The 26,172-nt window shown below is 45.9% G+C and carries 24 protein-coding genes; 21 read left to right on the forward strand and 3 right to left on the reverse strand.

Annotated elements, in window-relative coordinates; genetic code table 11:
* Window positions 1-14: 14 nt before the first annotated feature.
* The 18 genes from AC2UZJ_RS05490 to AC2UZJ_RS05575 all read left to right on the forward strand — a co-directional run bounded on the left by AC2UZJ_RS05490 (window position 15) and on the right by AC2UZJ_RS05575 (window position 18,489).
* The gene (locus AC2UZJ_RS05490) at window positions 15-1,037 is read left to right on the forward strand and encodes a carbon-nitrogen hydrolase family protein (protein WP_486949117.1); all 1,023 of its coding nucleotides are present in this window, start codon (window positions 15-17) and stop codon (window positions 1,035-1,037) included.
* A gap of 43 nt (window positions 1,038-1,080) precedes the next feature.
* Window positions 1,081-1,866 carry a cyclase family protein gene (locus AC2UZJ_RS05495; RefSeq protein WP_486949118.1) on the forward strand — a complete coding sequence of 262 codons (786 nt, stop codon included), beginning with the start codon at window positions 1,081-1,083 and terminating at the stop codon, window positions 1,864-1,866.
* Window positions 1,867-2,091: 225 nt separating this feature from the next.
* Window positions 2,092-3,063 carry a PDR/VanB family oxidoreductase gene (locus AC2UZJ_RS05500; protein WP_486949119.1) on the forward strand — a complete coding sequence of 324 codons (972 nt, stop codon included), beginning with the start codon at window positions 2,092-2,094 and terminating at the stop codon, window positions 3,061-3,063.
* A 12-nt stretch (window positions 3,064-3,075) separates the two neighbouring features.
* A complete protein-coding gene (locus AC2UZJ_RS05505) occupies window positions 3,076-4,398 on the forward strand; it encodes an aromatic ring-hydroxylating dioxygenase subunit alpha (RefSeq protein ID WP_486949120.1) in 1,323 nt (440 codons plus the stop codon).
* Between the two features lie 5 nt (window positions 4,399-4,403).
* Complete coding sequence (locus tag AC2UZJ_RS05510; RefSeq protein ID WP_486949121.1) at window positions 4,404-4,886, forward strand: aromatic-ring-hydroxylating dioxygenase subunit beta; 483 nt, start codon at window positions 4,404-4,406, stop codon at window positions 4,884-4,886.
* 14 nt (window positions 4,887-4,900) lie between these two features.
* Complete coding sequence (locus tag AC2UZJ_RS05515) at window positions 4,901-6,529, forward strand: AMP-binding protein (protein WP_486949122.1); 1,629 nt, start codon at window positions 4,901-4,903, stop codon at window positions 6,527-6,529.
* A 2-nt stretch (window positions 6,530-6,531) separates the two neighbouring features.
* A complete protein-coding gene (locus AC2UZJ_RS05520) occupies window positions 6,532-7,710 on the forward strand; it encodes a thiolase family protein (protein WP_486949123.1) in 1,179 nt (392 codons plus the stop codon).
* Window positions 7,707-8,096: a Zn-ribbon domain-containing OB-fold protein gene (locus tag AC2UZJ_RS05525; protein ID WP_486949124.1), complete on the forward strand. Its 390-nt coding sequence runs from the start codon at window positions 7,707-7,709 to the stop codon at window positions 8,094-8,096. The genes AC2UZJ_RS05520 and AC2UZJ_RS05525 overlap by 4 nt, the downstream gene beginning before the upstream one ends.
* Window positions 8,097-8,101: 5 nt before the next feature.
* Window positions 8,102-8,830 (forward strand): SDR family oxidoreductase, encoded by a 729-nt coding sequence (locus AC2UZJ_RS05530; RefSeq protein ID WP_486949125.1) that lies wholly within the window; start codon window positions 8,102-8,104, stop codon window positions 8,828-8,830.
* A 118-nt stretch (window positions 8,831-8,948) separates the two neighbouring features.
* The gene (locus AC2UZJ_RS05535) at window positions 8,949-9,458 is read left to right on the forward strand and encodes a TRAP transporter small permease (RefSeq protein ID WP_486949126.1); all 510 of its coding nucleotides are present in this window, start codon (window positions 8,949-8,951) and stop codon (window positions 9,456-9,458) included.
* Between the two features lie 18 nt (window positions 9,459-9,476).
* Window positions 9,477-10,766 (forward strand): TRAP transporter large permease, encoded by a 1,290-nt coding sequence (locus tag AC2UZJ_RS05540; RefSeq protein WP_486949127.1) that lies wholly within the window; start codon window positions 9,477-9,479, stop codon window positions 10,764-10,766.
* An 87-nt stretch (window positions 10,767-10,853) separates the two neighbouring features.
* Window positions 10,854-11,882, forward strand: coding sequence for a TRAP transporter substrate-binding protein (locus AC2UZJ_RS05545; RefSeq protein ID WP_486949128.1), 1,029 nt, complete (start codon window positions 10,854-10,856; stop codon window positions 11,880-11,882).
* A 73-nt stretch (window positions 11,883-11,955) separates the two neighbouring features.
* On the forward strand, window positions 11,956-12,990 hold the full coding sequence (locus AC2UZJ_RS05550; RefSeq protein WP_486949129.1) for a TRAP transporter substrate-binding protein: 1,035 nt from the start codon (window positions 11,956-11,958) through the stop codon (window positions 12,988-12,990).
* A gap of 32 nt (window positions 12,991-13,022) precedes the next feature.
* Window positions 13,023-14,060, forward strand: a complete 1,038-nt coding sequence (locus tag AC2UZJ_RS05555; protein ID WP_486949130.1) for a TRAP transporter substrate-binding protein — start codon at window positions 13,023-13,025, stop codon at window positions 14,058-14,060.
* A gap of 217 nt (window positions 14,061-14,277) precedes the next feature.
* Window positions 14,278-15,066 (forward strand): SDR family oxidoreductase, encoded by a 789-nt coding sequence (locus AC2UZJ_RS05560; RefSeq protein ID WP_486949131.1) that lies wholly within the window; start codon window positions 14,278-14,280, stop codon window positions 15,064-15,066.
* Between the two features lie 18 nt (window positions 15,067-15,084).
* Window positions 15,085-16,329, forward strand: a complete 1,245-nt coding sequence (locus tag AC2UZJ_RS05565) for a styrene monooxygenase/indole monooxygenase family protein (RefSeq protein WP_486949132.1) — start codon at window positions 15,085-15,087, stop codon at window positions 16,327-16,329.
* Between the two features lie 35 nt (window positions 16,330-16,364).
* A complete protein-coding gene (locus AC2UZJ_RS05570; RefSeq protein WP_486949133.1) occupies window positions 16,365-16,886 on the forward strand; it encodes a flavin reductase family protein in 522 nt (173 codons plus the stop codon).
* Between the two features lie 10 nt (window positions 16,887-16,896).
* Window positions 16,897-18,489 carry a phytoene desaturase family protein gene (locus tag AC2UZJ_RS05575; RefSeq protein ID WP_486949134.1) on the forward strand — a complete coding sequence of 531 codons (1,593 nt, stop codon included), beginning with the start codon at window positions 16,897-16,899 and terminating at the stop codon, window positions 18,487-18,489.
* Window positions 18,490-18,539: 50 nt separating this feature from the next.
* On the opposite strand, the gene AC2UZJ_RS05580 is transcribed toward AC2UZJ_RS05575, so the two are convergent.
* The gene (locus tag AC2UZJ_RS05580) at window positions 18,540-19,508 is read right to left on the reverse strand and encodes an AraC family transcriptional regulator (RefSeq protein ID WP_486949135.1); all 969 of its coding nucleotides are present in this window, start codon (window positions 19,506-19,508) and stop codon (window positions 18,540-18,542) included.
* Between the two features lie 115 nt (window positions 19,509-19,623).
* Between AC2UZJ_RS05580 and AC2UZJ_RS05585 the strand changes: the two genes are divergently transcribed.
* The gene (locus AC2UZJ_RS05585) at window positions 19,624-20,238 is read left to right on the forward strand and encodes a flavin reductase family protein (RefSeq protein ID WP_486949136.1); all 615 of its coding nucleotides are present in this window, start codon (window positions 19,624-19,626) and stop codon (window positions 20,236-20,238) included.
* Here the strand turns inward: AC2UZJ_RS05585 and AC2UZJ_RS05590 are convergent.
* Window positions 20,231-21,319: a tartrate dehydrogenase gene (locus AC2UZJ_RS05590; RefSeq protein WP_486949137.1), complete on the reverse strand. Its 1,089-nt coding sequence runs from the start codon at window positions 21,317-21,319 to the stop codon at window positions 20,231-20,233. The genes AC2UZJ_RS05585 and AC2UZJ_RS05590 overlap by 8 nt on opposite strands.
* A 35-nt stretch (window positions 21,320-21,354) precedes the next feature.
* Between AC2UZJ_RS05590 and AC2UZJ_RS05595 the strand changes: the two genes are divergently transcribed.
* Together AC2UZJ_RS05595 and pgi are read left to right on the forward strand one after the other, a co-directional pair.
* Window positions 21,355-21,729, forward strand: a complete 375-nt coding sequence (locus tag AC2UZJ_RS05595; protein ID WP_486949138.1) for a DUF4870 family protein — start codon at window positions 21,355-21,357, stop codon at window positions 21,727-21,729.
* Between the two features lie 16 nt (window positions 21,730-21,745).
* A complete protein-coding gene (gene pgi, locus AC2UZJ_RS05600; RefSeq protein ID WP_486949139.1) occupies window positions 21,746-23,320 on the forward strand; it encodes a glucose-6-phosphate isomerase in 1,575 nt (524 codons plus the stop codon).
* A gap of 40 nt (window positions 23,321-23,360) precedes the next feature.
* Here pgi and acnA read toward each other — a convergent pair whose 3' ends face one another.
* Window positions 23,361-26,120, reverse strand: coding sequence for an aconitate hydratase AcnA (gene acnA / locus AC2UZJ_RS05605; protein ID WP_486949140.1), 2,760 nt, complete (start codon window positions 26,118-26,120; stop codon window positions 23,361-23,363).
* Between the last annotated feature and the right edge of the window lie 52 nt (window positions 26,121-26,172).

Below are 26,172 nucleotides of genomic sequence, written 5' to 3' on the forward strand. Positions count from 1 at the left end.
TTTCGGAGCAATGCATGCTTGAATTACCTAAATTCAAGGCTGCAGCTGTTCAGACTGCGCCCGTGTTTTTAAACACGGACGCAACCATTGAAAAAGCCTGCCGCCTCATTCACGAAGCCGCTGATAATGGCGCGGAACTCATTGCCTTTCCTGAGGTGTTTGTCTCCGCTTACCCTTACTGGAGCTGGGTGATGAACCCAGTAGAAGCCAGTCCGTGGTTTGAAAAGCTCGTTATGTCTGCGATTACGGTTCCTGGCCCGGAAATCCAGAAAATTGCTCAAGCCGCTCAACAACGTGAAGTTAACGTTGTGATTGGTGTTAACGAGCGTGACCCAAATAGCTTTGCCACTATTTACAACACCTTAGTTACCATTAACCACGAAGGCCGCATCATTGGCCGTCATCGTAAGTTGGTACCTACGTGGGCTGAAAAGCTCACCTGGTCTAATGGTGATGCTTCTTCTATGCGTGTGCATAACACCAGCATTGGGCCTTTGGGTTCATTAGCATGTGGTGAAAACACCAACACCTTAGCGCGTTTTAGCTTATTAGCGCAGGGTGAAATGGTACATACAGCTAACTACATTGCGCTACCTGTAGCACCCAAAGATTACGATATGGCTGAAGCCATTCGCTTGCGCGCCGCAGCGCATTGCTTTGAAGGCAAAGTGTTTACCGTGATTTCTTGCTCTACCGTACCTGAAGAAGTCATTGAGCTCATGGCTGAAACGCACCCTGAGTCACGTGAATTACTCGCACGCAAAAACAGTGCTTTCTCGGGCATTATTGGTCCAGATGGTCGTACTATTGGTGAGCCTCTCATTGATGATGAGGGTATAGCTTACGCCGATATTGATTTATCTAAGTGCATACAGCCTCGCCAAATGCATGACATCACAGGTCATTACAACCGCTTTGACATCTTCAATCTGCAAGTCAATCAACGCGCTATGACCGCCGCAACCTTTACCAATGATAACTTTTGCGATGATGACCTAAACCCTGATCCTGAGAACGCGGATTTCAACGATAAATAAGCCTCAAGATCAACAAAATCTACAATACATACGGAGACAAACCATGAGTGATGCACTGAACCTCATGATCCAAGCCTTAGACAATAAGCAGCTAAAAATTATTGATCTAACCCACACGCTAAACGAGGAGTTTCCTTGCCTGCAGTTGCCGGAGCAATTTGGTCAAACCGCGGGTTTTAGCAAGCAACGTATTAGTAAATACGATGAAAGTGGCCCCGGTTGGTACTGGAACAACTTCACCTGTGGTGAACACACTGGTACTCACTTCGATGCCCCAGCGCACTGGGTTTCTGGGAGTGAGCAGCCAAATAGCACGGTAGATAAGGTACCAGTTGAAACCTTTGTACGTCCTGCTGTGGTCATTGATGCCAGTGCAGAAGTAGCCAAAGATGACAACTGGATTCTCACGCCTGAGTTTCTTGAGGCTTGGGAAGAAAAGCACGGCCGCATTCCACCCAACACATGGGTGTTCCTGCGTACGGATTGGTCTAAGCGTCTAGAGCAAAGCCCGGAAGCCTACGTCAACATGAAAGAAGACGGCCCTCACACACCAGGACCCTCACAAGCTGCTGTGGAATGGATGATTAATGAGCGTGATGTGCTCGGTTTTGGTGTTGAAACCATTAACACCGATGCGGGTAAATCCATGTCATGGGATATGCCACTACCGTGTCATACCTTAATGCATGGTGCCAATCGTTATGGTCTGCAATGCATGCAAAACCTCGATCAATTGCCTCCTACTGGTGCGTTGATTATTGCTGCACCGTTAAAAATTGAAGATGGTTCAGGTAGTCCATTGCGCGTTTTAGCAATCGTTAATAATTAATATAACTAATCAATAATTCATCGATTAAACGACTAAACGACTCGTGCTTAATCGTTGTAGTAATTTGGGGCCTCTTTGAAAAAAGGGGCCTTTTTTTGTTTCTGTTTTATCTAATGGTTTTCCATTAAATTCGACAGAATATATTGATTACTAAACTATTCACTCATAGAATACATTCAAGAGAATACGTTTATTAATTTATCCCCATTGTTTAAAAGGCGCACGATGCAACCATTTGACCTCGTTATTCGTGAAATCCACGACGCTTCACCTTTAATTCGCGAGTTTGTACTTGAGTCTACTAAAGGCTCTGCTCTGCCCGTGTTTGCCCCCGGGGCACACATACAGGTACAGATCCCCGAGCTAGAGGATTACCGTTGCTATTCACTCATCGTTACCGCAACTGATTACGACTGGAGCGCGGCCCCTCAACAATATCGTTTAGGCGTGCGCTTGGAAGAAGACGGTCACGGCGGCTCCAAATGGATGCATCAACGCCAAGTTGGCGAGGTGATTCAGGCTAAAGGACCTATTAACGATTTTACTTTACAACAAGCTGCACCGAATGAGAGCGAACTGGTGCTGATCGCGGGTGGTATAGGTATTACACCTATAGCCAGTATGGCACATGCGCTCAAACAGCATAAACGCCCTTTCACATTACATTACAGTGCTCGCAGTCAAGATCAATTGGCTTTTGCCGATGAATTACAAAATCATCTTGGTGAGCAACTTGTTTGCTATACCAATGATAGTAATCAATTTGATCTTAATGTACTTTTTGACAGCATAGATCCTAAACAACACATTTATGTGTGTGGGCCACAAGGCATGATTGACGCGGTACTAGCAATAGGCCAAGAGCGCGGCTGGCCACGAGAAAATATTCATTTTGAGCTTTTTATTACTGCTGCAGCCCAAGAAGGTGACCAACCTTTTGAGCTAGAGCTACGTTTATCAGGCCTCACCTTTACCGTTCCTGCAGACAAAACCATACTTGAAGTCTTAGAGGAAGCCGGCGAAGACCCCATGTATGACTGCAACCGCGGTGAGTGTGGCGTCTGTACTGCTGAAGTCTTAGAAGGAATTCCTGACCACCGGGATTATTTCCTTACGGATAAAGAAAAAGCGGAAGGTAAAGTCATTCAAATTTGTATTTCTCGCTCCAAATCTCCAAAACTTGTATTAGACATGTAAGAGGTAACTGCCATGAGTCATAAATATCGTAATAACCCCGAAGCCATTCGCCAACTCGTTCGTGACACAGAGGTCCATAAAGACCTCTACATTGATGACGAGTTATTTGACCTAGAAATGGAACAGCTTTTTGCTAACTCTTGGGTGTATGTAGGCCATGCTAGCCAAATTCCAAATAAAGGGGATTTCTACACCACTACTGTAGGGAATGAAGAAGTCATTATGGTACGCCACAATGACAACAGCATTAAAGTGCTCTATAACCGCTGCCCTCATAAAGGCGTGAAAGTTGCGGGCGAAACCTGTGGTAATACGGGTAAGTTTTTTCGTTGCCCCTACCACGCTTGGACCTTCCGTACCGATGGCCGTCTCTTAGCCATTCCATTAAAAAAAGGCTACGAAGACACCGGTTTTGAATGTTCTGAGGCTAGCCAAGGTATGGCGCCAGTAGAAAATGTAGAAGTCTATAAAGATTTCGTTTTCTGTCGCTTAAATCCTGAAGGTGAAAGCTTCGAAGACTTTTTCGGTGAATCGTTAACCACCATAGACAACATGGTAGAGCGCTCTCCTGAAGGTAAGCTAGAAATTGCAGGTGGTGTGATGCGTTATATGCACAACTGTAATTGGAAGATGTTAGTAGATAACCAATCGGATACCTGTCACCCCATGGTGGCTCATGAGTCCTCTGCTGGTACCGCCATTAAAGTATGGGAAGACGCCCCCGAAGGCACGCCTAAACCTATGGCGGTAGAGCTATTTGCGCCTTTTATGTCACCTTATGAGTTTTATGAAAACATGGGCATACGTGTTTGGGAAAATGGTCATGGCCATACTGGCGTATCTGATTCCATACACGCCGAATACTCCGATGTGGGCGGTTACTTTGATCAAATGGTAGAAGCTTATGGTGAAGAACGTGCCAAAGAAATCTTAGGCGATGTGCGTCACAACACCATCTACTTCCCTAACATCATGATTAAAGGCCCTATTCAAACGCTACGCGTCTTTAAACCCATTGCGGCCGATAAAACGTTAGTGGAGTCCTGGACCTTCCGCTTAGTGGGCGCCCCAGACAAACTCTTAGAGCGCACGCTTATGTACAACCGTCTCATCAACGCTCCCACTTCTGTGGTGGGCCACGATGACTTGGAAATGTACGAACGAGCTCAAGCAGGCTTACAAAGCCGCGGCCGTGACTGGTTAAACGTAGGCCGTCTCTTTGATCCTGCGGAAGTGGATCAGAAAAATGTGGTGGTGAATGGCACTAGCGAAGTGCAAATGCGTGCACAGTTCCGTGCGTGGTTGAAATTCATGGACGTTGAGCAAAAGGACTAAATCAAATGACCCAAATTACACCTCAAGACCTAATTGATTTTGTTTATAACGAAGCCAACTTATTAGACGAACAACGTTTTGACGAGTGGCTAGACCTGTTTACAGAAGATGCTTATTACTGGATGCCATTAGCGCACGGGCAAACTGATCCCATTTTGCATGCCTCTTTACTCTACGAAGATAAGTTACTGCTTAAAGTACGCATAGAGCGTTTAGCGGGACAGCGCACCTTTTCTCAGCAGCCTAAGAGCCGATGCCATCACCTATTACAGGCACCACGCGTGCTGGATTTTGATGCCAGCGCGGATGAGCATCAAGTACGCACCGCTTTTCATTACACCGAAACCCGTGATGACAGCCAAACCATTTATGTAGGTTGGGCTACCCATCATTTGGTAGTAGAGAATGGTCAGCTACGCATGCGTTTAAAACGAGTCGATTTACTGAATTGCGACGCGCCTTTCAGCAATATTCAATTATTTATGTAAGGCAGGAGAACGTAATGGCAGAAACCATTTACACCGCATTCAAACATACTACTGAGCAATGGCCTAATAATGACTTTATGATGGTTTTGCCAGAAACCGCTGAGATCTATGGCATTGAAGCTGGTGCTCTAAGTTACAAAGACGCATTAACTGAAATTGATAAACTCGCCGAGCAGTACGGTCAAGCAGGTTATGCTCATGGCCACAGAGTGGGTATTCTATTAGAAAACCGTCCTGCGTTCATTCTGCATTGGTTAGCTTTAAACAAGTTAGGCGTTTCTATAGTTCCTATTAATCCTGATTTACGTATTGCCGAGCTTGAGTACCTGATTGGTCACTCAGAAATGATACTCGCCATTGCCATTCCTAGCCGTCATGAGGATTTACGCTTAGCCGCAGAAAAAGCCGGTCACACCATGGGGATTATTAGTCCTGATGAGTTAGCGCCTAATGCTAGCACCGTACCTTCTCATGGTACTAAAGCGATTACCATCGATAGTGAATGTGCCTTAATGTATACCTCAGGCACCACAGGCAGACCTAAAGGCTGCATGCTATCCAATGCTTATTTCCACTACTCAGGTGAATGGTATGCCGATGTAGGCGGTTTGGCCACTTTACATAAAGGTAGTGAGCGCATGCTTACCCCTCTGCCTTTATTCCATATGAATGCCTTGGCTACCTCTACCATGGCAATGATCAAAACGGGCGGTTGCATGATTGTATTGGATCGCTTCCACCCGCGCACTTGGTGGGATTCAGTACGTAAATCTGAGGCCACGGTCATCCATTATTTAGGTGTGATGCCTGCTATCTTAATGAAATTAGAAGCCTCGGAAAGTGACACCAATCATCAAGTACGTTTTGGCTTTGGTGCTGGTGTAGATGGCAGCTTACATGAACCTTTTGAGACCCGCTTTGGTTTCCCGTTACTTGAAGCATGGGCCATGACGGAAACGGGTGCCGCCGCTTGTATTATTGCTAATGAAGAGCCACGTTATATAGGCACCAACTGCTTTGGCAAAGAAAGTGATCAGGTAGAGGTGTTACTGGTAGATGACGAAGGCAATCCAGTACCAGAAAACACAAATGGTGAGCTATTAGTGCGTCACGCCGGCGACGACCCACGTCGTGGTTTTTTCTCAGGTTACTGGAAAGATCAAACCGCTACCGATGAAGCTTGGGAAGGCGGTTGGTTCCATACCGGTGACATCGTTATGCGTGACAGCAATGGCTATCTGCACTTTATTGATCGCAAACGGAATGTGATCCGCCGTAGTGGTGAAAACATCGCTGCCGTGGAAGTAGAAAACGTCATGCAACAACACCCTGCTATACGTTCTATTGCGGTAGCTGCTGTGCCAGATGCCATTCGCGGTGATGAGGTGATGGCACTTATTGTGCCTCATGAGCCCGTATCCACACTAGAAGCCAAACAGCAATTGGCCGAAGACATCGTTACCTGGGGGCTTAGTCAGCTGGCCTACTTTAAAGTACCAGGCTATGTGAATTTTGTGGAAAGCGTACCCCTGACTTCCACCAATAAAATTCAACGTGGCGAGCTTAAAAATAAAGCCCTAGAGCTACTTGAGCATCCTGAGTGCATTAATACTAACCACCTCAAAAGACGTCAGGACGTTTAGTAATGGCTAACTCTACTCGCACTCCTTATGCTGATGTGGTCTTAGTTTGTCCGGTGACTATTCCTTATGAGCGCTTTTCTGAACAAAGCGCTCATCGTTGGTTAGGCACGGCACTCAAAGAGCTAATCGCTCAAAGCGGCTTAAAGAAAATGGATGTGGATGGTGTTTGCGTATCAAGTTTTACGCTAGGCAGCGATACCGCTGTGGGGCTGATGCAGCATTTTCAAATGAGCCCACGCTGGTTAGATCATATCCCCATGGGTGGGGCCAGCGGCGTGGTGGCAATGCGCCGTGCGGCTCGCGCTGTGCAATGCGGTGATGCCAGCGTGGTAGCTTGTATTGCGGGTGATACCAATCAACGGGAATCGTTTAAAAACACGGTAAGTGGTTTTTCACGATTCTCCCAAGATGCGGTCTACCCCTACGGCGCTGCTGGTCCGAATGGCAGCTTTGCCCTCCTTACCGATTACTACATGCAGCACTACGGCGCCACCCGTGAAGATTTCGGCAAGTTATGTGTAGCACAGCGCGAAAATGCCTTACGCAACCCGCACGCTCTCATGAAAAAGCCCTTAACCTTAGAGCAATATATAGAAGCCCGCCCCATTGCTGAGCCCATTCATTTATTTGATTGCGTCATGCCTTGTGCCGGAGCTGAAGGTTATTTAGTGATGCGCCGTGAGCAGGCGGAACAATTAAAACTGCCTTATGTGGAAATCTTAGGCACCATTGAACGTCATAACGCTTACTTCGATGATGCGGTGCAGCATCGTGGCGGTTGGGCCATGGATATAGATGAACTCTACGCCATGGCCCAACTCACCGCCAAAGACATTGATTTCTTAGAAACCTATGACGATTACCCCGTCATTAATGTGCTGCAATTTGAAGACTTAGGTTTTTGTGCCAAAGGCGCAGGACCGGCGTTTATTCGTGAAAACACCTTCACCATAGAGGGCAGCTTCCCCTTTAACACCTCAGGCGGTCAGTTATCTGTAGGCCAAGCCGGTGCCGCGGGGGGTTATTTAGGTTTAGTACAAGCCCTACGTCAGCTGACGAACAGCGCAGATCAAACCCAAGTTGCCGAAGCCAGCGTGGGCATGGTGTCTGGTTTTGGCATGATTAACTACGATAGAGGCATTTGTACTGCTGCCGCTATTTTGCAACGAGGTGACACATGAGTAACGCAAAACCACCAAAAGCGCGCAGTGCAGCGGCCAGTGGCCTAACAGAAGCGGCTGAGCAGGGCGTATTTAAATTACAAGTATGTGCTACCTGTCAAACGGTTCAATACCCGCCTAGAGATGTATGTAGTCACTGTTTAAACGATGATTTGCCTTGGCAAGAGGTTCCTAATGGGGCTTCTGTGGTGGCTAGCAGTACACTCCACCACAGTAATGAGCCTTATTTTCAAGAAAAAATGCCTTGGCGTATTGCTACCGTCAAACTAGATTGCGGCCCTGTTGCCATTGCACACCTAAACGATCACTTAGAGACTGGCTCACGAGCCGTACTTTCTTTAGAACTAGACCCCGCTAATGTTGGCGTATTGGTCGCTAAGAGATAATTTCCATGACTACTCCTTATACCGTTATTGTTACCGGCGGCAGCGCTGGTATTGGTGCAGACCTTTGCAAACATTATGTAGAGCAAGGCTATACCGTCTTATCTTTAGCCCGTACTGCTTTGGACTGGGAGCACGAGCGCTTAATTAATATACAGGTCGATTTATTAGATGAAGAAGCCACAGCCACTGTAGCCGCTGATATTGCCTCTCACTATAACGTGACCCATTTTGTGCATAATGCAGGGGTAATTTGGCCTAATCTGCTCGAAAACGTGGCCCTCAAAGAACTGCAAGGGCTAACTCAAATTCATTTGGGCTCGGCTATTCAAATTATGCAGGCTATTTTACCAAGCATGCGCCAAAAACAATTTGGCCGCGTAGTCCTCATGTCTTCACGTGGTGCGTTAGGCTTACAAACGCGCACCGCCTACGCCGCCACCAAAGCAGGTATGTTAGGCATGGCACGCACGTGGGCTTTAGAATTAGCAGATCAAGGTATTACCGTAAATGTAGTGGCGCCTGGCCCCATTCAAACACCCATGTTTTATGACGTGGTTGATGCAGGTAGCGACAGAGAAAAAAACATTGCAGCCGGTATCCCTGTAAAACGTTTAGGCCGTGTAGATGATATCACTCGTGCTGTGAGCTTTTTTACTGATCCAGACAACAGTTTTGTAACAGGACAAACGCTATACGTTTGTGGCGGAGCAAGTATTGGCACCTTAACTATTTAGGGGAAATAAAAGGTTAACTTAAGGGTTATTTTCTATTTACGCGAATTGGTTAACTAGTAAACTATTCATAACAAAACATTAACCCTTTCCTTTTTACTTTGTTCCTGATGGAGACAACATGGACAATGATCTACCAGATATGCAGTTGGTTCGTTCCTCTGGCGGTCTGATACGTGTGCTGGAGTCTGTGCTGGACGCATTCTGTGCGGTGCTGCTTGTACTGATGACCTGTATTACTACCATAGATGTGGTGGGGCGCTATGTGTTTCACTCACCTATGCAAGGGGCTTATGAAAGCAATGAGTTTTTACTTGCCGTCCTTATTTTTGCTGCAATTCCCCGTGTTACATGGCATCATCAGCACCTCTCCGTAACTATACTAGATAGCTTTCTCTCGCCCGCTATACGTAATATACAACAACGGTGTTTGTCGCTTATTTCAGGGGCGGGTTTACTCATACTTAGCTATTTTTTATGGCTGCATGGTCTGCAGCTAAATAGTTATGGCGATATGAGTAATGCTTTACAAATACCCATTGCACCTTTTGCTTTCTTTATTTCTATCTTTACTGCTATTGCCGCATTAGCCGCATTAGCCCATCTCTTTTTACCTGTACGCCAGCCCTAAGCCACAGAGGTATTTCGCATGTTAGTTTCTTTAATTGGTCTAGCTGTATTAATGGCTAGCCTATTCGTAGGTTTACCCATTGCATGGGGCATGTTGCTGGTTGGCACCCTTGGTTTTAGTTATTTTACTGGTATAGAAGCCGCCTACACCATGGCGGCTCAAACGGCCTTTGATACCGGTATGAGCTATAGCTTCACCGTATTACCCTTATTTATTTTAATGGGTAATCTAGTTAATGCCTCCGGTTTATCACGAGATCTCTACACCGCTGCCAATGCCTTTATAGGCCATATGCGCGGTGGGCTTGCTATGGCTACCATTATGGCCTGTGGTGCTTTTAGTGCCCTGTCTGGTTCTAGTATGGCCACCACTGCGGCCATGAGCCGCGTTGCCATGCCCTCCATGCGTAAATACGAATACGATGACCGCTTAGCTACAGGCAGTATTGCCGCGGGCGGCACCTTGGGTATTTTAATTCCCCCTAGTGTAATTATGGTGGTGTACGGCATTTTGACTGAAACCGATATTGGTAAACTGTTTGCCGCTGGTTTCCTGCCAGGCTTTATTGCCCTTCTCATGTATTTACTCACTGTGGTGCTACTTACCACTATCAATCCCAAACTGGGTAAAGGTGGTGAAAAGAGCACCTGGGCACAGCGTCTACACGCCACCAAGGGCATATTTGCCATCTCTGTGCTGTTTATTATTATTATGGGTGGTATTTACGGCGGTGTTTTTACACCTACCGAAGCGGCTGGTATAGGGGCTTTTTGTACTTTTCTAATTACCTTAAAGCGTCGTGGCTGGCAGCCAAAGCTCTACTTTACGGTTCTGGTTGAGGCGGCTCAGACCACCACGATTATGTTTGCCTTAGTGATTGGTGCGCTCATTTTCACAAACTTTCTCACCATCGCTGGTTTACCTAATCAATTACTTGGCTTTATTAATGGCTTAGATATTTCACCCTTAATGGTGATTGTAGTTATTTGTATTATTTATTTAATTCTGGGCTGTTTCTTAGAAACCATGTCCATGGTGATGCTTACGGTTCCTATCTTTTACCCTATCGTCGCCTCGTTAGGTTTTGATTTGATCTGGTTTGGAATTGTTGTGGTGGTAGCAGCAGAAATCAGTCTTATTACTCCGCCCTTAGGACTCAATATTTTTATGATTAAAAATGTGATGCCTGATATTCCTTTAGGAACGGTTATACGCGGCGTTACCCCCTTTGTTATTACCGATATCATCCGCTTAGCACTTCTTGTATTAGTCCCTTGGATTGTCCTAGTTATCCCTAACAGTATGTAAGCTATAAACACAAACACAAACACAAACACAAACACAAACACAAACACAAACACAAACACAAACACAAATATAAATATCGGAGTAGACATGAAACTTATTAAAAAAATCAGCCTAGGACTTAGTTTGAGCTTAGCCGCCCTAATCCCCTTAGGCAGTGCCCAAGCAGAAACTCAAGTGTTGCGTTTTTCTAACTGGCAATCACCCACCCATTTCATTACTACTGACATGCTTTTACCATGGGCAGCAGAAGTAAAAGAAGCCACCGATGGCCGGGTGGAAATTGAATTCACCAACCCTTTAGGTAAACCGCAAGCCCACCTAGACTTAGTACGTAACGGCATTAGCGATTTAGGCATGTCTGTACATAGCTATACAGCTAGTCGTTTCCCATTAGTTGAGTTTGCAGAGCTCCCCTTCACTACTGAAGACAGCGGCGTTAACTCTGTAGCCTATTGGGACACTTATCAAAAATACATGCTAGATGCCGACGAACATCGTGGTGTAAAGCTGCTTGGTGCCTGGACCAGCCCGGCTTCCGTTATATTGACCTCTAAAGAAAATATCACTAGCTTAAAAGACGTAGATGGCATGAAGCTGCGCTCACCTAGCCCGCTTTTTGACAATGTAAGTAAAGAGCTAGGCGCCACGCCTATTAGCGCTCCTGCACCGGACGCTTATGAAATGCTCTCTAGAGGGGTAATAGATGGCATGTATTTTCAGTATGATCAAATTGAAAACTTCAAACTGGAGCGTTTGATTAAATCTGTGATTGCCGCCCCCGGTGGGTTTGGTAAAACCAGCCAGTATCTTTTCATGAATGAGAAAAAATGGGATGCTTTAAGCGACGAAGACAAAGCCGCTATTTTAAGTGTTTCTGAAAAGCACATGGCTAAAACTTTTGGTGAGAAGTGGAATAAATCTGAGCAAGACGCGATTAAAAAGCTCACCGCAGAAGGTTTACAAACTTACTACATAGAAGGTGAAGAGCTAAAGAACCTCAAAGAAAAACTCGCTTTTATAGAAAAAGAATGGCTTGAAAAAGCAGCGACAAAACAAGTAGACGGTGAAGAGGTTTTAGACTTTTATCGAACTCAAATTAAAGAGCTAAGCAATTAATGCAGTAATTACTGTTATTAATAAATAAATTAATAACTTAATAACTTAATAACTTAACCAAAAGAGACAAAAAATGAAACTCATTAAACGATTAAGTGTCTGCTTAGCTCTTGGTTTAGTCGCGCTCAGCCCATTAAGCAGCGCCCAAGCCCAAACAGAAACTCAAGTTATCCGCTTTTCAGACTGGCTCCCGCCAGCTCACTATATTGTTAAAGAAATGTTGGAACCTTGGGCTGAAGAAGTCAACACGGTAACGGAAGGGCGGGTGCAGATAGAATCCATCAACCCCTTAGGCAAACCCCAAGCCCATTTAGATTTAGTGCGCAATGGTGTAGCTGATATGGGCATGGGTATACATAGCTATACGGCAAACCGCTTTCCCTTAATCGAATTCTCCGAACTGCCTTTCACCACAAATAGCAGTGAAATTAACTCCATCGCCTATTGGGATACCTACCAAAAATTTATGCTAGATGCCAACGAGCACCGCGGCGTAAAATTGCTTGGCGCCTGGACCAGCCCCGGCATCATTATTCTCACGAATAAAGACAATATCACCAGCCTAGAAGATATTAAGGGCATGAAACTTAGATCTCCTAGCCCATTATTCGATAATATTACTAAAGAGCTAGGCGCCACTCCCATTAATGCCACAGCCCCCGAAGCCTATGAAATGCTTTCTAGAGGCGTTATTGATGGCATGTACTTCCAACATGATCAAATTAAAAACTTCAAATTGGAGCGTTTAGTTAAATCAGTTGTGGTGGTTCCCGGTGGGTTTGGTAAAACCAGCCAGTACCTTTTCATGAATGAGAAAAAATGGAATGCCCTGAGTGCTGAAGATCAGGCGGCTATTCTAAACATTTCCGAAAAGCAAATGGCTAAAAACTTTGGTGAAAAATGGGATATTTCTGAACAAAATGCCATTAAAGACTTAGCGGCAAATGGATTGAAAACTTACTATGTAGAAGGCGAAGAGCTCAAAGAGCTCAAAGATCGTCTGGCCTTTATTGAAACGGATTGGATTAAGGCAGCTGAAAAGAAAAACGCTGATGGTAAAGCAGCCTTAGAATACTATAAAGCTCAAATCGTAGAACTCAGTAATTAATACAGCAATTGATGCTTCACAGGAGACAATACATGAAACTCATTAAACAATTAGGTGCTTGTTTAGGGCTTAGCCTAGCAGCACTCACCCCATTAAGCATGGCTCATGCCCAAACAGATACGCAAGTCATACGTTTCTCTAACTGGTTACCGCCAGCCCACTATATAGTCAAAGAAATGTTAGAGCCTTGGGCAGAGCGCGTAAATGAAGCCACTGAAGGTCGGGTAGAAATTGAATTCATTAATCCTTTAGGTAAACCCTCAGCGCATTTAGACCTAGTTCGTAATGGTGTGGTGGATATGGGAATGAGTGTGCATAGTTACACCGCCAGCCGTTTTCCTCTAATTGAATTCGCTGAGCTGCCCTTTACTGTGGAAGACAGTGGCATTAACTCCGTGGCTTACTGGCGCACTTACGATAAGTTCATGAAAGATGCGAATGAACACAGGGGTGTTAAGCTTTTAAGTCTATGGACTAGCCCCGCCACCGTTATTTTCACTAATAAAGATGAAATTACGAGCCTAAAAGATGTAGAAAACATGAAACTGCGCTCACCTAGTCCTTTGTTTGACGATGTTGGAAAAGTCTTAGGTGCGGTTTCTGTTAATGCAAATGCTTCTGATAGCTATGAAATGCTCTCACGCGGTGTAATTGACGGTATGTACTTCCAATACGATCAAATGGAAAACTTCAAGCTTGATAAGCTTATTAAAAGTGCCGTTGCTGCCCCAGGTGGCTTAGGTAAAAGTAGCCAATACTTAATGATGAACGAAAGAAAGTGGAACTCGCTCAGCGAAGAAGACAGAGTTGCCATTGAGTCGGTATCGGGTGAGTTTGCGGCTAAAGAGTTTGGTACAAAATGGAATGATTCCGAAGTCAAAGCCATTAAAAAACTAACTGAAAACGGCCTCAAAACTTACCGCGTTCAAGGTGAGGAACTAAAACAGCTTCAAGAAGACCTCGCCTTTATTGAAGCAGACTGGATTGAGGCCGCTGCTAAGAAAAATGTGGACGGTAAAGCAGCATTAGAGTATTACCGTGCTCAAATTGAAGAGTTAAAAAATCAATAATATGTTAATTTAGCTCTTATCGTTTAAAAAATGCCCGCTGTGCTCTGAGCACAGCGGGCATTTTTATTGGGGTTTTCCCTAGAAAAATCAAGTAGTTGCGTAATCTGTATAGCCTCTGCCGAAACTGTATAGACCCTAAGCACTCACTCCCCTAGTATCTAAATTATTGATAGCTAAAGCAATTAGCCTTCAGGATCACAGCAAAAAGGGAGACAAGATGAAAGGCTTAGAAAATAAGGTTTATATCATTACTGGTGGCGCCACGCTCATAGGCACTGGCGTGGTAGAGGTATTACGCAGTTATGGCGCAAAGGTAGCCGTCTTCGATATTGACGCTAAAGGTGGTGCAGCTGCTGCTGGCAATGATTCCACTGTAGCTCGCTTTTGGGAAGTCGATATTACCGATGATGCTGCCATCAAAGCAGCCACGCAAGAAGTCCATAAGCACTTTGGTCGTGTAGACGGTTTAGTTAATTTGGCCTGTTCGTATTTAGATGAAGGCATTAATTCCAGCCGTGATGATTGGCTCACCGCTTTAAATATTAACGTAGTCAGCGCGGTAGAAATGAGTAAAGCCGTACGTCCGTATATGTTGCAACAAAAAGGTGGCGCTATTGTTAACTTCACTTCCATCTCTTCTTCTATTGCCCAAACAGGTCGTTGGCTTTACCCCGTTTCCAAAGCCGCCTTACTTCAGTTAACGCGTAGCTTAGCCGTAGATTTTGCTGCCGACAATATACGTGTTAACTCCGTATCGCCCGGTTGGACTTGGTCCAAGGTGATGGATGAAATCACCGGCGGCGATAGAGCGAAAACCGATCGTGTGGCTGCCCCTTTTCATATGTTAGGCCGTGTGGGTGACCCCGAAGAAGTCGGAGAAGTCGTGGCTTTCTTATTATCAGACTCTGCCAGCTTTGTCACCGGTGCTGACTATGCCGTAGATGGTGGGTATTCCGCCATGGGACCTGAACAAAATGTACCTGCTATTCCTAAATTAGCAGAATAAAACCCAAGGAGATAAATTATGCGTAAAGTTGCAATTATTGGTGGTGGTCAAGCTGGTATGCCCGTGGCCTTTGGTCTTTTAGAAAAAGGCTACGAAGTCACCCTCTATACAAATCGTACCCCTGAACAAATTCGTGATGGCCGTGTTATGTCTAGCCAGTGTATGTTTGCGAATGCCTTAGATGTAGAACGTAGACTCGGCATTAATTTTTGGGAAGAGGAATGCCCACCCGTAGAAGGCATTGGTTTTGCCCTCCCTAACCCCGATAAACCCGACACCAAAGCCGTAGACTGGAGTGGCCGCTTAGACCGTATCGCCCAAGCCACTGATCAACGCATCAAAATGCCGGTGTGGATTGATGAGTTCGCCAAACGTGGCGGTAAAGTGGTTTTTGAAGATGTAGGTGTCGAAGAGTTAGAGCGCATTAGTACTGAAAACGAGCTCACTTTATTAGCCGCGGGTAAAGGCGATGTGGTGCGTCTGTTTGAGCGTGACGCCAGCCGCTCTCCTTTTGATAAACCACAACGGGCCTTAGCGTTAACCTACGTACATGGTTTAGAACCCACCCCCGAATACTCACGTGTTTCTTTTAACTTTATCCCTGGTGTGGGCGAGTACTTTGTATTCCCTTCCTTAACCTTATCCGGCCCTTGCGATATCATGGTGTTTGAAGGTGTGCCTGGCGGCCCTCTAGATCGCTTTCGTGATGCCAAGTCTCCCGCAGAGCACTTTGAGCGTAGCGTGTCTTTTCTCCAAGAGTTTTTACCGTGGGAAGGTGACCGTGCCCGTAATTGTGAGCTCACTGATGCCCAAGGTTACTTAGCGGGCAGCTTCCCTCCCACAGTGCGTAAACCCGTACTCACCTTACCTTCTGGTAATATTGTGTTCGGTATGGGGGATGCCGTGGTAGTGAATGACCCTATTACGGGTCAGGGGTCTAATAACGCTGCCAAGTGTGCTCAGGTATATTTAGATAGTATCTTAGCGCGCGGCACAGAAGCATTTGATCGAGAGTGGATGCAAGATACTTTCGAGAGCTATTGGAGCTATGCCAATAAAGTGGTGGCGTGGACTAACTCTATGTTATTACCTCCTACCCCTTCCTCATTAGCCCTCTTGACAGGTGCAGATCAAAGCCAAAAGTTAGCTCACTTTATGGCGAATGCTTTCGACCATCCACCGGTGTTATTCCCAGCGTGGACTGATCTACCCGAAGCCCAAAAACTGATTGCATCTAAGTCAGAAGAGCTTGCTAGCGCTTAATCTAATCGTATTATTTGCATTACAGGAGTTAACTCATGTCTACATCGGCCACTCTATCACCTCAAAGCACTGTCAATTTATTTGATAGCAGCACTTTTAGGCAAGCACTGGGGCATTTCCCTACAGGCGTTGCCATTGTTACTACGCGTGCCGCTGATGGCCGGCCGGTGGGCTTGACCATTAACTCTTTCTCATCGCTATCTTTAGAGCCTCCCCTAGTGATGTGGAGCTTAGTGAATCGTTCACCCAACCTCAGTACTTTTGAAAACTGTAATTACTTTGCGATTAACGTCATTAGCCAAGCACAAACCGATGCCGCTCTAGGTTTTGCCAACTCTAAAATTGAAGATAAATTTGCTTTAGTATCACATGCCGATGGCGAAGAAGGCGTCCCTTTGATAGATGATTGCGTAGCCACCTTTGTGTGTGAAAACTACCGTCAGTACGAAGGCGGCGATCACACCATTTTCATAGGACGGGTGGTGCGCCATAGCGCTATTACCGAACACGAGCCAGCGGTGTTCCATCGCGGTAAATTTACGCGTATAGACCCCTAAGGAGCGCTTCATGTCTCAAGCTCACGATGTGGTGATTATAGGCAGCGGCATGAACTCCTTAAGCTGTGCGGCGCTCTTAGCGCTTAAAGGGCTTAGGGTTACCGTTTTAGAACGTAACTCCGTTGCTGGTGGCTGCATACGTACCGAGGAATTATTTCCTGGCTTTACTCATGATGTGTTTTCTAGCTGGTATCCGCTTTTTGTAGGGGGCGCTGCTTATGCTGAGCTCAAACAGCCCTTAGCTGATGCGGGCGTACATTTTGTTAGTGGTGATTACAGCACAGGCTTAGCCACCCCTAATGGCACCGGGATTGCTTTGCGTCAAGACATGAAAGATACCGTCAACCAGTTAAATGCCTTGCAAGCTGGTGATGGCGATGCCGTTGGACAAGCCGCAGAAAACATGTTTGGTGCAGACGCTCCTCTCGTTTTTGGCCTCATGGGCGGTGAACCTTATAGTTGGGAAACCAGCAAGCTGGTATTCAAATCATGGCGGCAACGTGGTGTAGATGGCATGATGCAGTTTGCTTCCCAATCTTTAGAAAATTTTCGTCGTTGGTCTGAGCGTGAACTGCAAAACGATCTTTCCAAGGCCATGATAGCGCCATGGGTGTTACACAGTGGTTTAGGCCCTGACGAGGCCAGCTCAGCCCTCATCGGCAAACTTACCTTTTCGGCGGTAGTAGCCGGAGGTATGCCAGTGGTACAAGGCGGCAGCTACAACATCGTTAAAGGCTTCATTAAAATCATTGAAGAGAATGGTGGCCAAGTCTTAACCAATAAACACGTAGATAAAATCTTAATAAACAAAGGGAAAGCCACAGGCGTGCAAGTGGGTAATGAACAATATCTGGCTAATAAAGCTGTAGTAGCAAACGTCACCCCAAATCAGCTTTACGAGCAGTTGCTCCCTCAAGATCAAATCGCTCCCACTTACAAAGCCCATGCTAAAGCCTATAGATATGGCCGTGGCGGCATGCAAATCCACTTTGCACTTAAAGAAAAACCACAGTGGATTAACGCAGAGCTCATTCATGTGCCCATGGTGCATGTAACGGAAAGCATGGAGCAGGTCTGCGCTTCAGTGGTGGAAGCCAATAACGGCTGGCTACCTACTAAGCCTACCTTAGCAGTAGGCCAACCAGTAGCCGTAGACAGCAGTCGCGCGCCCGATGGCTCATGGATACTTTGGGTGCAAATGCAAGACATGCCCTCTAAAATCACTGCTGATACCGCCAATGAAATCTCTGTACCTGCTGATGGTAAATGGACAGATGCCACCCGTGACGCTATGGTGCAACGTGTTATTACACGCTTAGAAACGGTAATGCCTGGCTTTAGTCAGCATATTGTTGGCCAAAAAGCCTTTAGCCCAGCCGATTTAGAACAAGCCAATATAAATTTAGTGGGCGGTGATCCCTACTCTGGCGTGTGTTCTCCAGATCAGTTTTTCTTTATGCGCCCCTTTGCGGGTGAAGCTAAGGCGCGTACAGGTAAAACTCCCATTGCTAACCTACATCACATTGGGGCTTCAGTGCACCCCGGTCCTGGTTTAGGTGGTCAATCGGGTTACTTAGCAGCTCAACGTATTGCAAAAAAATAATCTCTTAGATTTAGGGATAGGAGCAGCAGTAGGTGTAAATTTAAAGCGTATTAGCTACGAATACGCTGTAGCGTTTGGCCGGGTGTTTCACCAAAACGTTGCTTATACTCAGCACTAAAACGCCCTTGATGAAACCCCCAACGCAAGGCCACCTCAGCCACCGAAGGGGCGGCCGCTTCGGTATTCAGCAAATCAGCACGCGCTTGATCTAAACGGATCTGGCGCAAGTATTGCATAGGGCTCAACCCAAAATACTCTTTGAACCCTACCTGTAAGCTGCGTACACTTACATTAGCTAAGGCGGCTAGTTCTTCCACCCGTACTGCTTGATCTGCATTTTCGTATAAATAATTTTCTACTAAACGTATGTGTTTAGGTAACACTTTGCCGAATGGACGCGGTTTTTGTGGCTGCAATAACGGCGTATGCACCCCTAAAAATGTAGTGGCTACTAGCTGTTCTAATTGAGCCACCAATAAAGGAGACTGCAGCACAGAATCGGCATTACGCGCACAATCCACTAAATAACGTTGCATTAGCTGCCAGTTAGTAGAGCGATGGCCCTCTAAACGTACGGGAAACACTAACCCCGAACTAGGCACAGAAATATCCATGGCCTCAGCTAAACGTTCAATTAAGAGACGGTCAATTTTTAGCATTAGCTGCTCATTATTGGCGTACCAAACCATATCTATTTCTGTATTAGGGTTAAGTACAGTAGCCACTTTAGGTGACGACTCCACTTCCTCTGTGCCACAACGTACTAAAGCCCCCCCATACTGAGGCAACTGTATTAAATAAAACCCGGCTAATTCATCTGGTTGAATACGCACATCCGCACCATATCCCAAACGCATCAAAGAAAACTGCCCAAATTGCGCGTGCCGTAAACGTGTTTGCAATGGCTGGAGGGCTTTTTTTAAACTTAGACGGTGTGGGGTAATGAGGGTGCTAACGGAGGACTGCACCTGATCAATGTTTGATGAGATGACACGATCCCATTTAGTAGGAATAGACATAGGTGGCTGCACTCATGAAATCTGAATCATTCTATTGCCGACTAATTATTTTAGTTGTAAAGTATATGTAACGCTATCGGGACATTCCCGCATATTTTTATTTAGGAAAAATACTGTGCAGAACCATTATCACTCTTATGAACCTCTCAAAGGCCATGGTCTTAAGCATGACCCCATTGGCGGTATTGTTGGCCCCCGCGTTATTGGTTGGTTAGGTACTCAAAACGCTGCAGGTGAAGTCAATCTTGCTCCATATAGCTTTTGTTCTTTATTCAACTACCAGCCACCTATAATTGCTTTTTCTAGTGTGGGTTACAAAGATAGCGTGCGTAATGCCATTGAAACGGGGGTGTTTACTTGGAATTTAGCCACTAAAAGCTTAGCCGTCCCCATGAATCAAAGCAGCACCATGCGGTCTGTGAATGAATTTGAGTTGGCTAAACTTACGCCCATAGCCAGCCAGCTCATTGCTGCACCGCGCGTGGGTGAAAGCCCGGTATCTATTGAATGTAAAGTTACCAAGCACTTTCAAATGACAAATCACGAAGGTGAGCTTTTAGATACCTGGATGGTATTAGGCGAGGCGGTGGCTATTCATGTAGACCCTGTCCTGATCAAAGAAGGGATTTACCACTGCGCCTCAGCTCAACCTATATTACGTGGCGGTGGTGCCGGTGATTACTATGTAATTAACGACGACACCCTTTTCGATATGCGCCGCCCTAAATAGACTGGGCAATCAAAGCCGTCACTGCTTGTCCTACTTCTGTAGTGCTAGCAGTGCCACCCAAATCTGCCGTGCGTGGACCATGCTCTAGGCTGTGTTCAATAGCTGCCATCATATCGTTATAAGCGGCTTCATAGGTAGCATCATCCTCACCTAAAAAATCTATCATCATGGCAGCAGACCACAGCATAGCAATGGGATTAGCCACATTTTTACCCGCAATATCTGGTGCGGAACCATGTACCGGTTCAAATAAAGAGGGGAATTTACGCTCGGGATTTAAATTGGCTGAAGGCGCAATACCTACTGTACCCGTACATGCCGGCCCCAAGTCTGACAAAATATCACCAAACAAGTTTGAGGCCACCACCACATCGAATTGCTCAGGCTGCAACACAAAGCGCGCTGCCATAATATCAATATGGTGCTTATCCCAACGAATGTCAGGATAGTGCTGTGCCATATTTTCTAAGCGCTCATCCCAATAGGGCATACTAATAGCCAAACCATTTGATTTTGTGGCTGAACTCAGATGCTTAGCTGGCCGTGTTTGCGCCACTTCAAAGGCGTACTTCAACACTCTATCAACGCCTATACGGGTAAAGACCGATTCCTGAATAACCACTTCCCTATCTGTGCCTTCAAATAGTTTGCCACCCAGATTTGTGTATTCACCCTCGGTATTTTCACGTATCACTACAAAATCAATATCTCCCGGCTTTTTATTCGCTAAGGGACTCTCTATTCCCGGCATCAAACGCACCGGTCTCATATTGATGTATTGATCAAAGTCACGACGAAACTTCAACAATGAACCCCAAAGTGAAATATGATCGGGCACAATATCAGGCCAACCCACCGCACCAAATAAAATGGCATCAAAATCTTTGATCTGCTCAAACCAGTCATCTGGTAACATTTGACCATGCTGCTGGTAGTATTGTGCACTAGACCAATCAAAGTGCTGTAGCTCTAACTCAATATTATATTTTTTAGTAATGGCCTCTAATACACCTAAAGCTTCAGGCATAACTTCAGTACCTATACCATCGCCTGCAATTACTGCTATTTTATGTTTTTTCATTTTCTTTCAATCCTATAAAACCCGCTAAAATTCTTATGCCAAATACTACTCCAACCCCTCGACCTATTCCAACTACTGACCCACAATTCTCCAGTCAACGTCAGTTAGTTATAATCATTTATGCGCTTTACGGTGCAGCCTTCTTTTTAGGGGGTATTCCAGCCATTGTGGCGATTATTATTAACTACCTAAAACGTAATGAGATTCAAGATCCTATGCTAGCTAGTCATTTCACCTGGCAAATTCGTAGCTTTTGGATTGCTGTAGGTCTAGCTCTATTAGGCGCTGCAACCACTTTTATTGGTATAGGTTTTATTATTTTATTTGCAACGGCTATTTGGAACATTTACCGCCTAGTACGTGGTGTACTAAATATACTTGATAACAAACCCATGCCTACTCCTCAGTAAGTAATTCCTTGAAGCTATGACCTCATTCAACTCTATACAGCCCTCCCTCACAGATCTGCCTGCTTGGTCAGAATTCGTTCAAGCTGTTCATTTGGCTCAGCCACACCTTAAAGAAAAAAACATTCTGCAAGCGGCGGGCTTGAGTATTGATTTCAGTGGGCAACGTCAAAGTGCTGCTTTTTATGAGGCGGCTGAAAAGTTATTAGCTCAACGAAACTTCAAGCAACAACAGCACACCTTATTGCACGGCGGTATCGCTAACATCACCGAAAAACGAGCGGCCTGGCACAGTATATTACGTACCCCCGCCCCTACAGCTGAAGTTATCGCTGAACGTGAGCGGCTGAATGCTTTTATACGAGAAGCGGATACGGCCAGACGTTGGCGTAACATAGTACATATTGGTATCGGAGGCAGTGATTGGGGAGTGCGCCTGAGCGTGAGTGCTTTTGGCTATACCAAGCTATGGCGTAATGTGCGTTTTATAGCCAATATAGATGGTCATGCGGTAGAAGCGGGCTTAGCCGGGCTTAATCCTCATGACACCTTAGTGGTAATAGCTTCAAAATCGTTTACCACTGCTGAAACCTTAGAAAATGCCGCCCGTGCCTTAGAGTGGCTGCAAGCAGCCAATGTTCATCAACCCCACAAGCAATTAGTAGCCATTACGGCTAAACCCGAGCGTGCTGCTGAATGGGGTGTATCGCCAGATCATATTTTTAAGCTCTGGGACTGGGTAGGTGGCCGTTTTTCACTTTGGTCTAGTGTGGGGCTTACTACTGCTCTGAGTGTGAGTAGTGATGTTATTGCCGGTATGCACGCTGGTGCTGCCGCTATGGATTCTCACTTTGAAAATGCCCCTTTAGCTCTCAATGCACCTATACAAATGGCCTTGCATGGTGTGGCAAATCGCAGTGTGTTAGACATTGGCTCTTTAAACATCGCCCCCTATGATTCGCGCTTGGGTTATTTAGTGCCGTATATACAGCAATTAGAAATGGAATCCTTAGGAAAATCGGTGGATACAGCCGGTAATCCAGTACCGGTAGCCACTGGTCCAGTGGTATGGGGGATGCCGGGCACAGACGCCCAGCACACGTTCTTCCAATGGCTGCATCAGGGCAGTGACGGCGCTGCCGTTGATTTCATTATTTGCCAAGAGGCCGATCATAAATGGGAAAATCATCATCAAAGCCTACTAGCTAACTGTTTGGCCCAACGCGAAGCCATGTTGCGCGGTAAAACCGTAGAGCAAGCCTATGCCGAATGCCTTCATCAAGGCCACAGCCCTGAAGAGTCGGCGTGGTTAGCTAAACATCGAGTCCATCAAGGTGGCAGGCCTAATACCCTTATTGTATTACCCCGTCTTACTCCTTATCACTTAGGGGCGCTGATTGCCTTATATGAACATAAAGTATTCGTACAAGGCATAATTTGGGGGATTAATCCTTTTGATCAATGGGGTGTGGAATACGGGAAAAATCTCGCCACAGACATCATTCACGAATTAAGCACCAATAAAAACAGCCCGTTAAAGCATCAAAAACACGATGCCTCAACGAGCTATTGGATAGAACACTTTAAGGGCTAGACCCTCCACCCGTAGAGGTCGGGCCTTGCCCGCGATGTATTTACTCCATCAACCCCCTCAACACATACTGCATAATCCCCCCATGGCGGTAGTAATCCGCCTCAGATGGAGTATCAATACGCACGATGGCCTCAAAGCTAACATCGCCCGCTTTCACCTGTACGGTCTTTGGCACGCTGCCGTCATTCATTGCCGTTACCCCTGTAATCTCAAAGCTTTCATCACCTAGTAAACCTAAGCTCTGCGCATTTTGACCTTCTGGGAATTGCAATGGTAATACCCCCATTCCTAGCAGATTAGAGCGGTGAATACGCTCATACGACTCAGCAATCACAGCGCGTACTCCTAAGAGTAAGGTGCCTTTAGCTGCCCAGTCGCGCGACGAACCTGAACCGTATTCTTTACCCGCTAAAATCACCAAGGGAATATCATTTTTTATGTAATTCCTGGAAGCATCATAAATAGTAGCCACTGGTGCACCATCTTGGGTGAAATCACGGGTATAGCCTCCCTCAGTACCGGGAGCCAATTGATTACGTAAACGTACGTTGGCAAAAGTACCGCGAATCATCACTTCGTGGTTACCTCTACGTGAGCCATAGGAGTTGAAATCTTTAGGCTCCACGCCATGCTCAGTCAAATACATAGCCGCTGGTGTCATGGGTGCAATGGCACCGGCTGGACTAATATGGTCTGTAGTCACTGAATCGCCTAGCTTGGCTAATACCCGTGCACCATGAATATCAGTTACAGGCTGTGGCTCGGCAGGCATGTTTTCAAAATAAGGCGGGTTACGCACGTAAGTAGACTGCGGATCCCACTCAAACTGCTCACTGTCTGGCGTAGGTAATGCCTGCCAACGCTCATCGCCCGCAAACACATCTTTATAACCGGAGGTATACATAGCTTCGGTAATGGATTTTTCTACCACCGCCTGAATTTCTTCGGTGCTAGGCCATAGATCTGCTAAATAAACATCATTGCCATCTTTATCGGTGGCAATCACATCATTATGTAGATCTATATTCATGGTACCGGCAATGGCATAAGCCACCACTAAAGGCGGTGACATGAGATAATTCATTTTTACCTGTGGGTGAATACGCCCCTCAAAGTTACGGTTACCAGATAACACCGACACCACGGTCAAATCTTTTTCATCTACTGCAGCAGCAACCTCGGGAATCAATGGCCCTGAGTTACCAATACACGTGGTACAACCATAGCCTACCAGATTAAAACCCAAGGCATCTAAGTACTGGGTAAGATCAGCTTTTTCATAATAATCAGTCACCACACGTGAACCCGGCGCTAAGCTGGTTTTTACCCAAGGCTTACGCGTTAAGCCTTTCTCATGTGCCTTTTTAGCCACCAATGCCGCGGCAATCATCACACTAGGATTAGAGGTATTAGTGCAAGAGGTAATGGCAGCAATTACTACCGCACCATCATCTAGCTCGTACTGCTGGCCATCCGGTGTGGTGACATTCACGGTACGCACATTTTTTGTAATTTGCTCGTGTGAAGGGGCATCAGAAGCCGGAAAGGACTGCTTCATGTTCGCCTCATAATCGGCTTTAGTTTGCTCCGCTTGCATGGCTGCCAACTCTCTGCGGAAAGCAGACTTTGCCGAAGTCAACGGTACACGATCTTGAGGACGTTTAGGCCCAGCAATAGAGGGCACAATACTAGATAAATCTAATTCTAAACGTTCAGAGTAAATAGGCTCGTGATCTGGATCGTGCCATAGGCCTTGTGCTTTTGCATACGCTTCAACTAATTCTAGCTGCTCTTCAGAGCGGCCGGTAAGACGCATATAATGAATAGTTTCCTCGTCTATAGGGAACATAGATACCGTGGAACCGTATTCAGGGCTCATATTACCTATGGTAGCCCGATTAGCGAGTGGTACGGCACCCACGCCTGGACCATAAAACTCTACAAACTTACCCACCACACCATGCTTGCGCAACATTTCGGTAATCGTCAGCACTAAGTCTGTGGCAGTAACCCCTTCGGGTAAAGAGCCATTGAGCTTAAAGCCTACCACGCGCGGAATTAGCATAGAAATAGGCTGGCCTAACATAGCGGCTTCAGCCTCAATACCGCCTACACCCCATGCCACAACTCCTAAGCCGTTTACCATGGGGGTGTGGGAGTCTGTACCCACACAGGTATCTGGATAGGCTTGTACCACCCCTTCTGCACTGTCTTCTTTGGTGAATACTAAACGCGATAAATGCTCAAGGTTTACTTGGTGCACAATACCTGTGCCCGGTGGTACCACTTTAAAATCATTAAAAGCGTCTTGCCCCCAGCGTAAAAACTGATAACGCTCTACGTTACGTTGGTATTCAATTTCCACATTACGTCTAAAGGATTCATTATGAGCAAAATCATCCACAATCACCGAGTGGTCAATAACTAATTCTACGGGCACTAATGGATTAATACGCTTGGGATCGCCACCTAAGGAAACCATGGCCTCACGCATAGCGGCTAAGTCCACTACCGCCGGCACTCCGGTAAAATCTTGCAACACCACGCGGGCTGGGCTAAAAGCAATTTCATGATCTGGATCCGCTTTAGGATCCCAGTTTGCCAGAAAACGGATGTCATCTGCGGTGACATTGCTGCCGTCTTCGGTACGTAATAGGTTTTCTAAGAGAATTTTTAAACCATATGGCAGACGACTTACGTCTATACCTTGGTCTTGTAGTGCAGAAAGTTGAAAAATCTGATATGACTGTGAACCCACAGTCAAATTTTGACGCGCATTAAAGCTATTTGGATGTGACATAGTGAAACCTCCTTGGCTAATTGGCTGATCTCTATATCATACACGGTTCAAA

It is taken from the genome of Paenalcaligenes sp. DL 309, from assembly GCF_057475285.1.

Bases quoted from the DNA above. Each gene is read 5' to 3' on its own strand.
- AC2UZJ_RS05525 (WP_486949124.1), top strand. From the start codon at position 7,707: ATGAGTAACGCAAAACCACCAAAAGCGCGCAGTGCAGCGGCCAGTGGC.
- AC2UZJ_RS05540 (WP_486949127.1), top strand. From the start codon at position 9,477: ATGTTAGTTTCTTTAATTGGTCTAGCTGTATTAATGGCTAGCCTATTC.
- AC2UZJ_RS05590 (WP_486949137.1), bottom strand. From the start codon at position 21,319: ATGAAAAAACATAAAATAGCAGTAATTGCAGGCGATGGTATAGGTACT.
- AC2UZJ_RS05535 (WP_486949126.1), top strand. From the start codon at position 8,949: ATGGACAATGATCTACCAGATATGCAGTTGGTTCGTTCCTCTGGCGGT.
- AC2UZJ_RS05580 (WP_486949135.1), bottom strand. From the start codon at position 19,508: ATGTCTATTCCTACTAAATGGGATCGTGTCATCTCATCAAACATTGAT.
- AC2UZJ_RS05495 (WP_486949118.1), top strand. From the start codon at position 1,081: ATGAGTGATGCACTGAACCTCATGATCCAAGCCTTAGACAATAAGCAG.
- AC2UZJ_RS05520 (WP_486949123.1), top strand. From the start codon at position 6,532: ATGGCTAACTCTACTCGCACTCCTTATGCTGATGTGGTCTTAGTTTGT.
- AC2UZJ_RS05595 (WP_486949138.1), top strand. From the start codon at position 21,355: ATGCCAAATACTACTCCAACCCCTCGACCTATTCCAACTACTGACCCA.
- AC2UZJ_RS05570 (WP_486949133.1), top strand. From the start codon at position 16,365: ATGTCTACATCGGCCACTCTATCACCTCAAAGCACTGTCAATTTATTT.
- AC2UZJ_RS05490 (WP_486949117.1), top strand. From the start codon at position 15: ATGCTTGAATTACCTAAATTCAAGGCTGCAGCTGTTCAGACTGCGCCC.
- AC2UZJ_RS05575 (WP_486949134.1), top strand. From the start codon at position 16,897: ATGTCTCAAGCTCACGATGTGGTGATTATAGGCAGCGGCATGAACTCC.
- AC2UZJ_RS05565 (WP_486949132.1), top strand. From the start codon at position 15,085: ATGCGTAAAGTTGCAATTATTGGTGGTGGTCAAGCTGGTATGCCCGTG.
- AC2UZJ_RS05515 (WP_486949122.1), top strand. From the start codon at position 4,901: ATGGCAGAAACCATTTACACCGCATTCAAACATACTACTGAGCAATGG.
- AC2UZJ_RS05560 (WP_486949131.1), top strand. From the start codon at position 14,278: ATGAAAGGCTTAGAAAATAAGGTTTATATCATTACTGGTGGCGCCACG.
- AC2UZJ_RS05555 (WP_486949130.1), top strand. From the start codon at position 13,023: ATGAAACTCATTAAACAATTAGGTGCTTGTTTAGGGCTTAGCCTAGCA.
- AC2UZJ_RS05510 (WP_486949121.1), top strand. From the start codon at position 4,404: ATGACCCAAATTACACCTCAAGACCTAATTGATTTTGTTTATAACGAA.
- AC2UZJ_RS05500 (WP_486949119.1), top strand. From the start codon at position 2,092: ATGCAACCATTTGACCTCGTTATTCGTGAAATCCACGACGCTTCACCT.
- AC2UZJ_RS05545 (WP_486949128.1), top strand. From the start codon at position 10,854: ATGAAACTTATTAAAAAAATCAGCCTAGGACTTAGTTTGAGCTTAGCC.
- AC2UZJ_RS05530 (WP_486949125.1), top strand. From the start codon at position 8,102: ATGACTACTCCTTATACCGTTATTGTTACCGGCGGCAGCGCTGGTATT.
- AC2UZJ_RS05505 (WP_486949120.1), top strand. From the start codon at position 3,076: ATGAGTCATAAATATCGTAATAACCCCGAAGCCATTCGCCAACTCGTT.
- pgi (WP_486949139.1), top strand. From the start codon at position 21,746: ATGACCTCATTCAACTCTATACAGCCCTCCCTCACAGATCTGCCTGCT.
- AC2UZJ_RS05550 (WP_486949129.1), top strand. From the start codon at position 11,956: ATGAAACTCATTAAACGATTAAGTGTCTGCTTAGCTCTTGGTTTAGTC.
- acnA (WP_486949140.1), bottom strand. From the start codon at position 26,120: ATGTCACATCCAAATAGCTTTAATGCGCGTCAAAATTTGACTGTGGGT.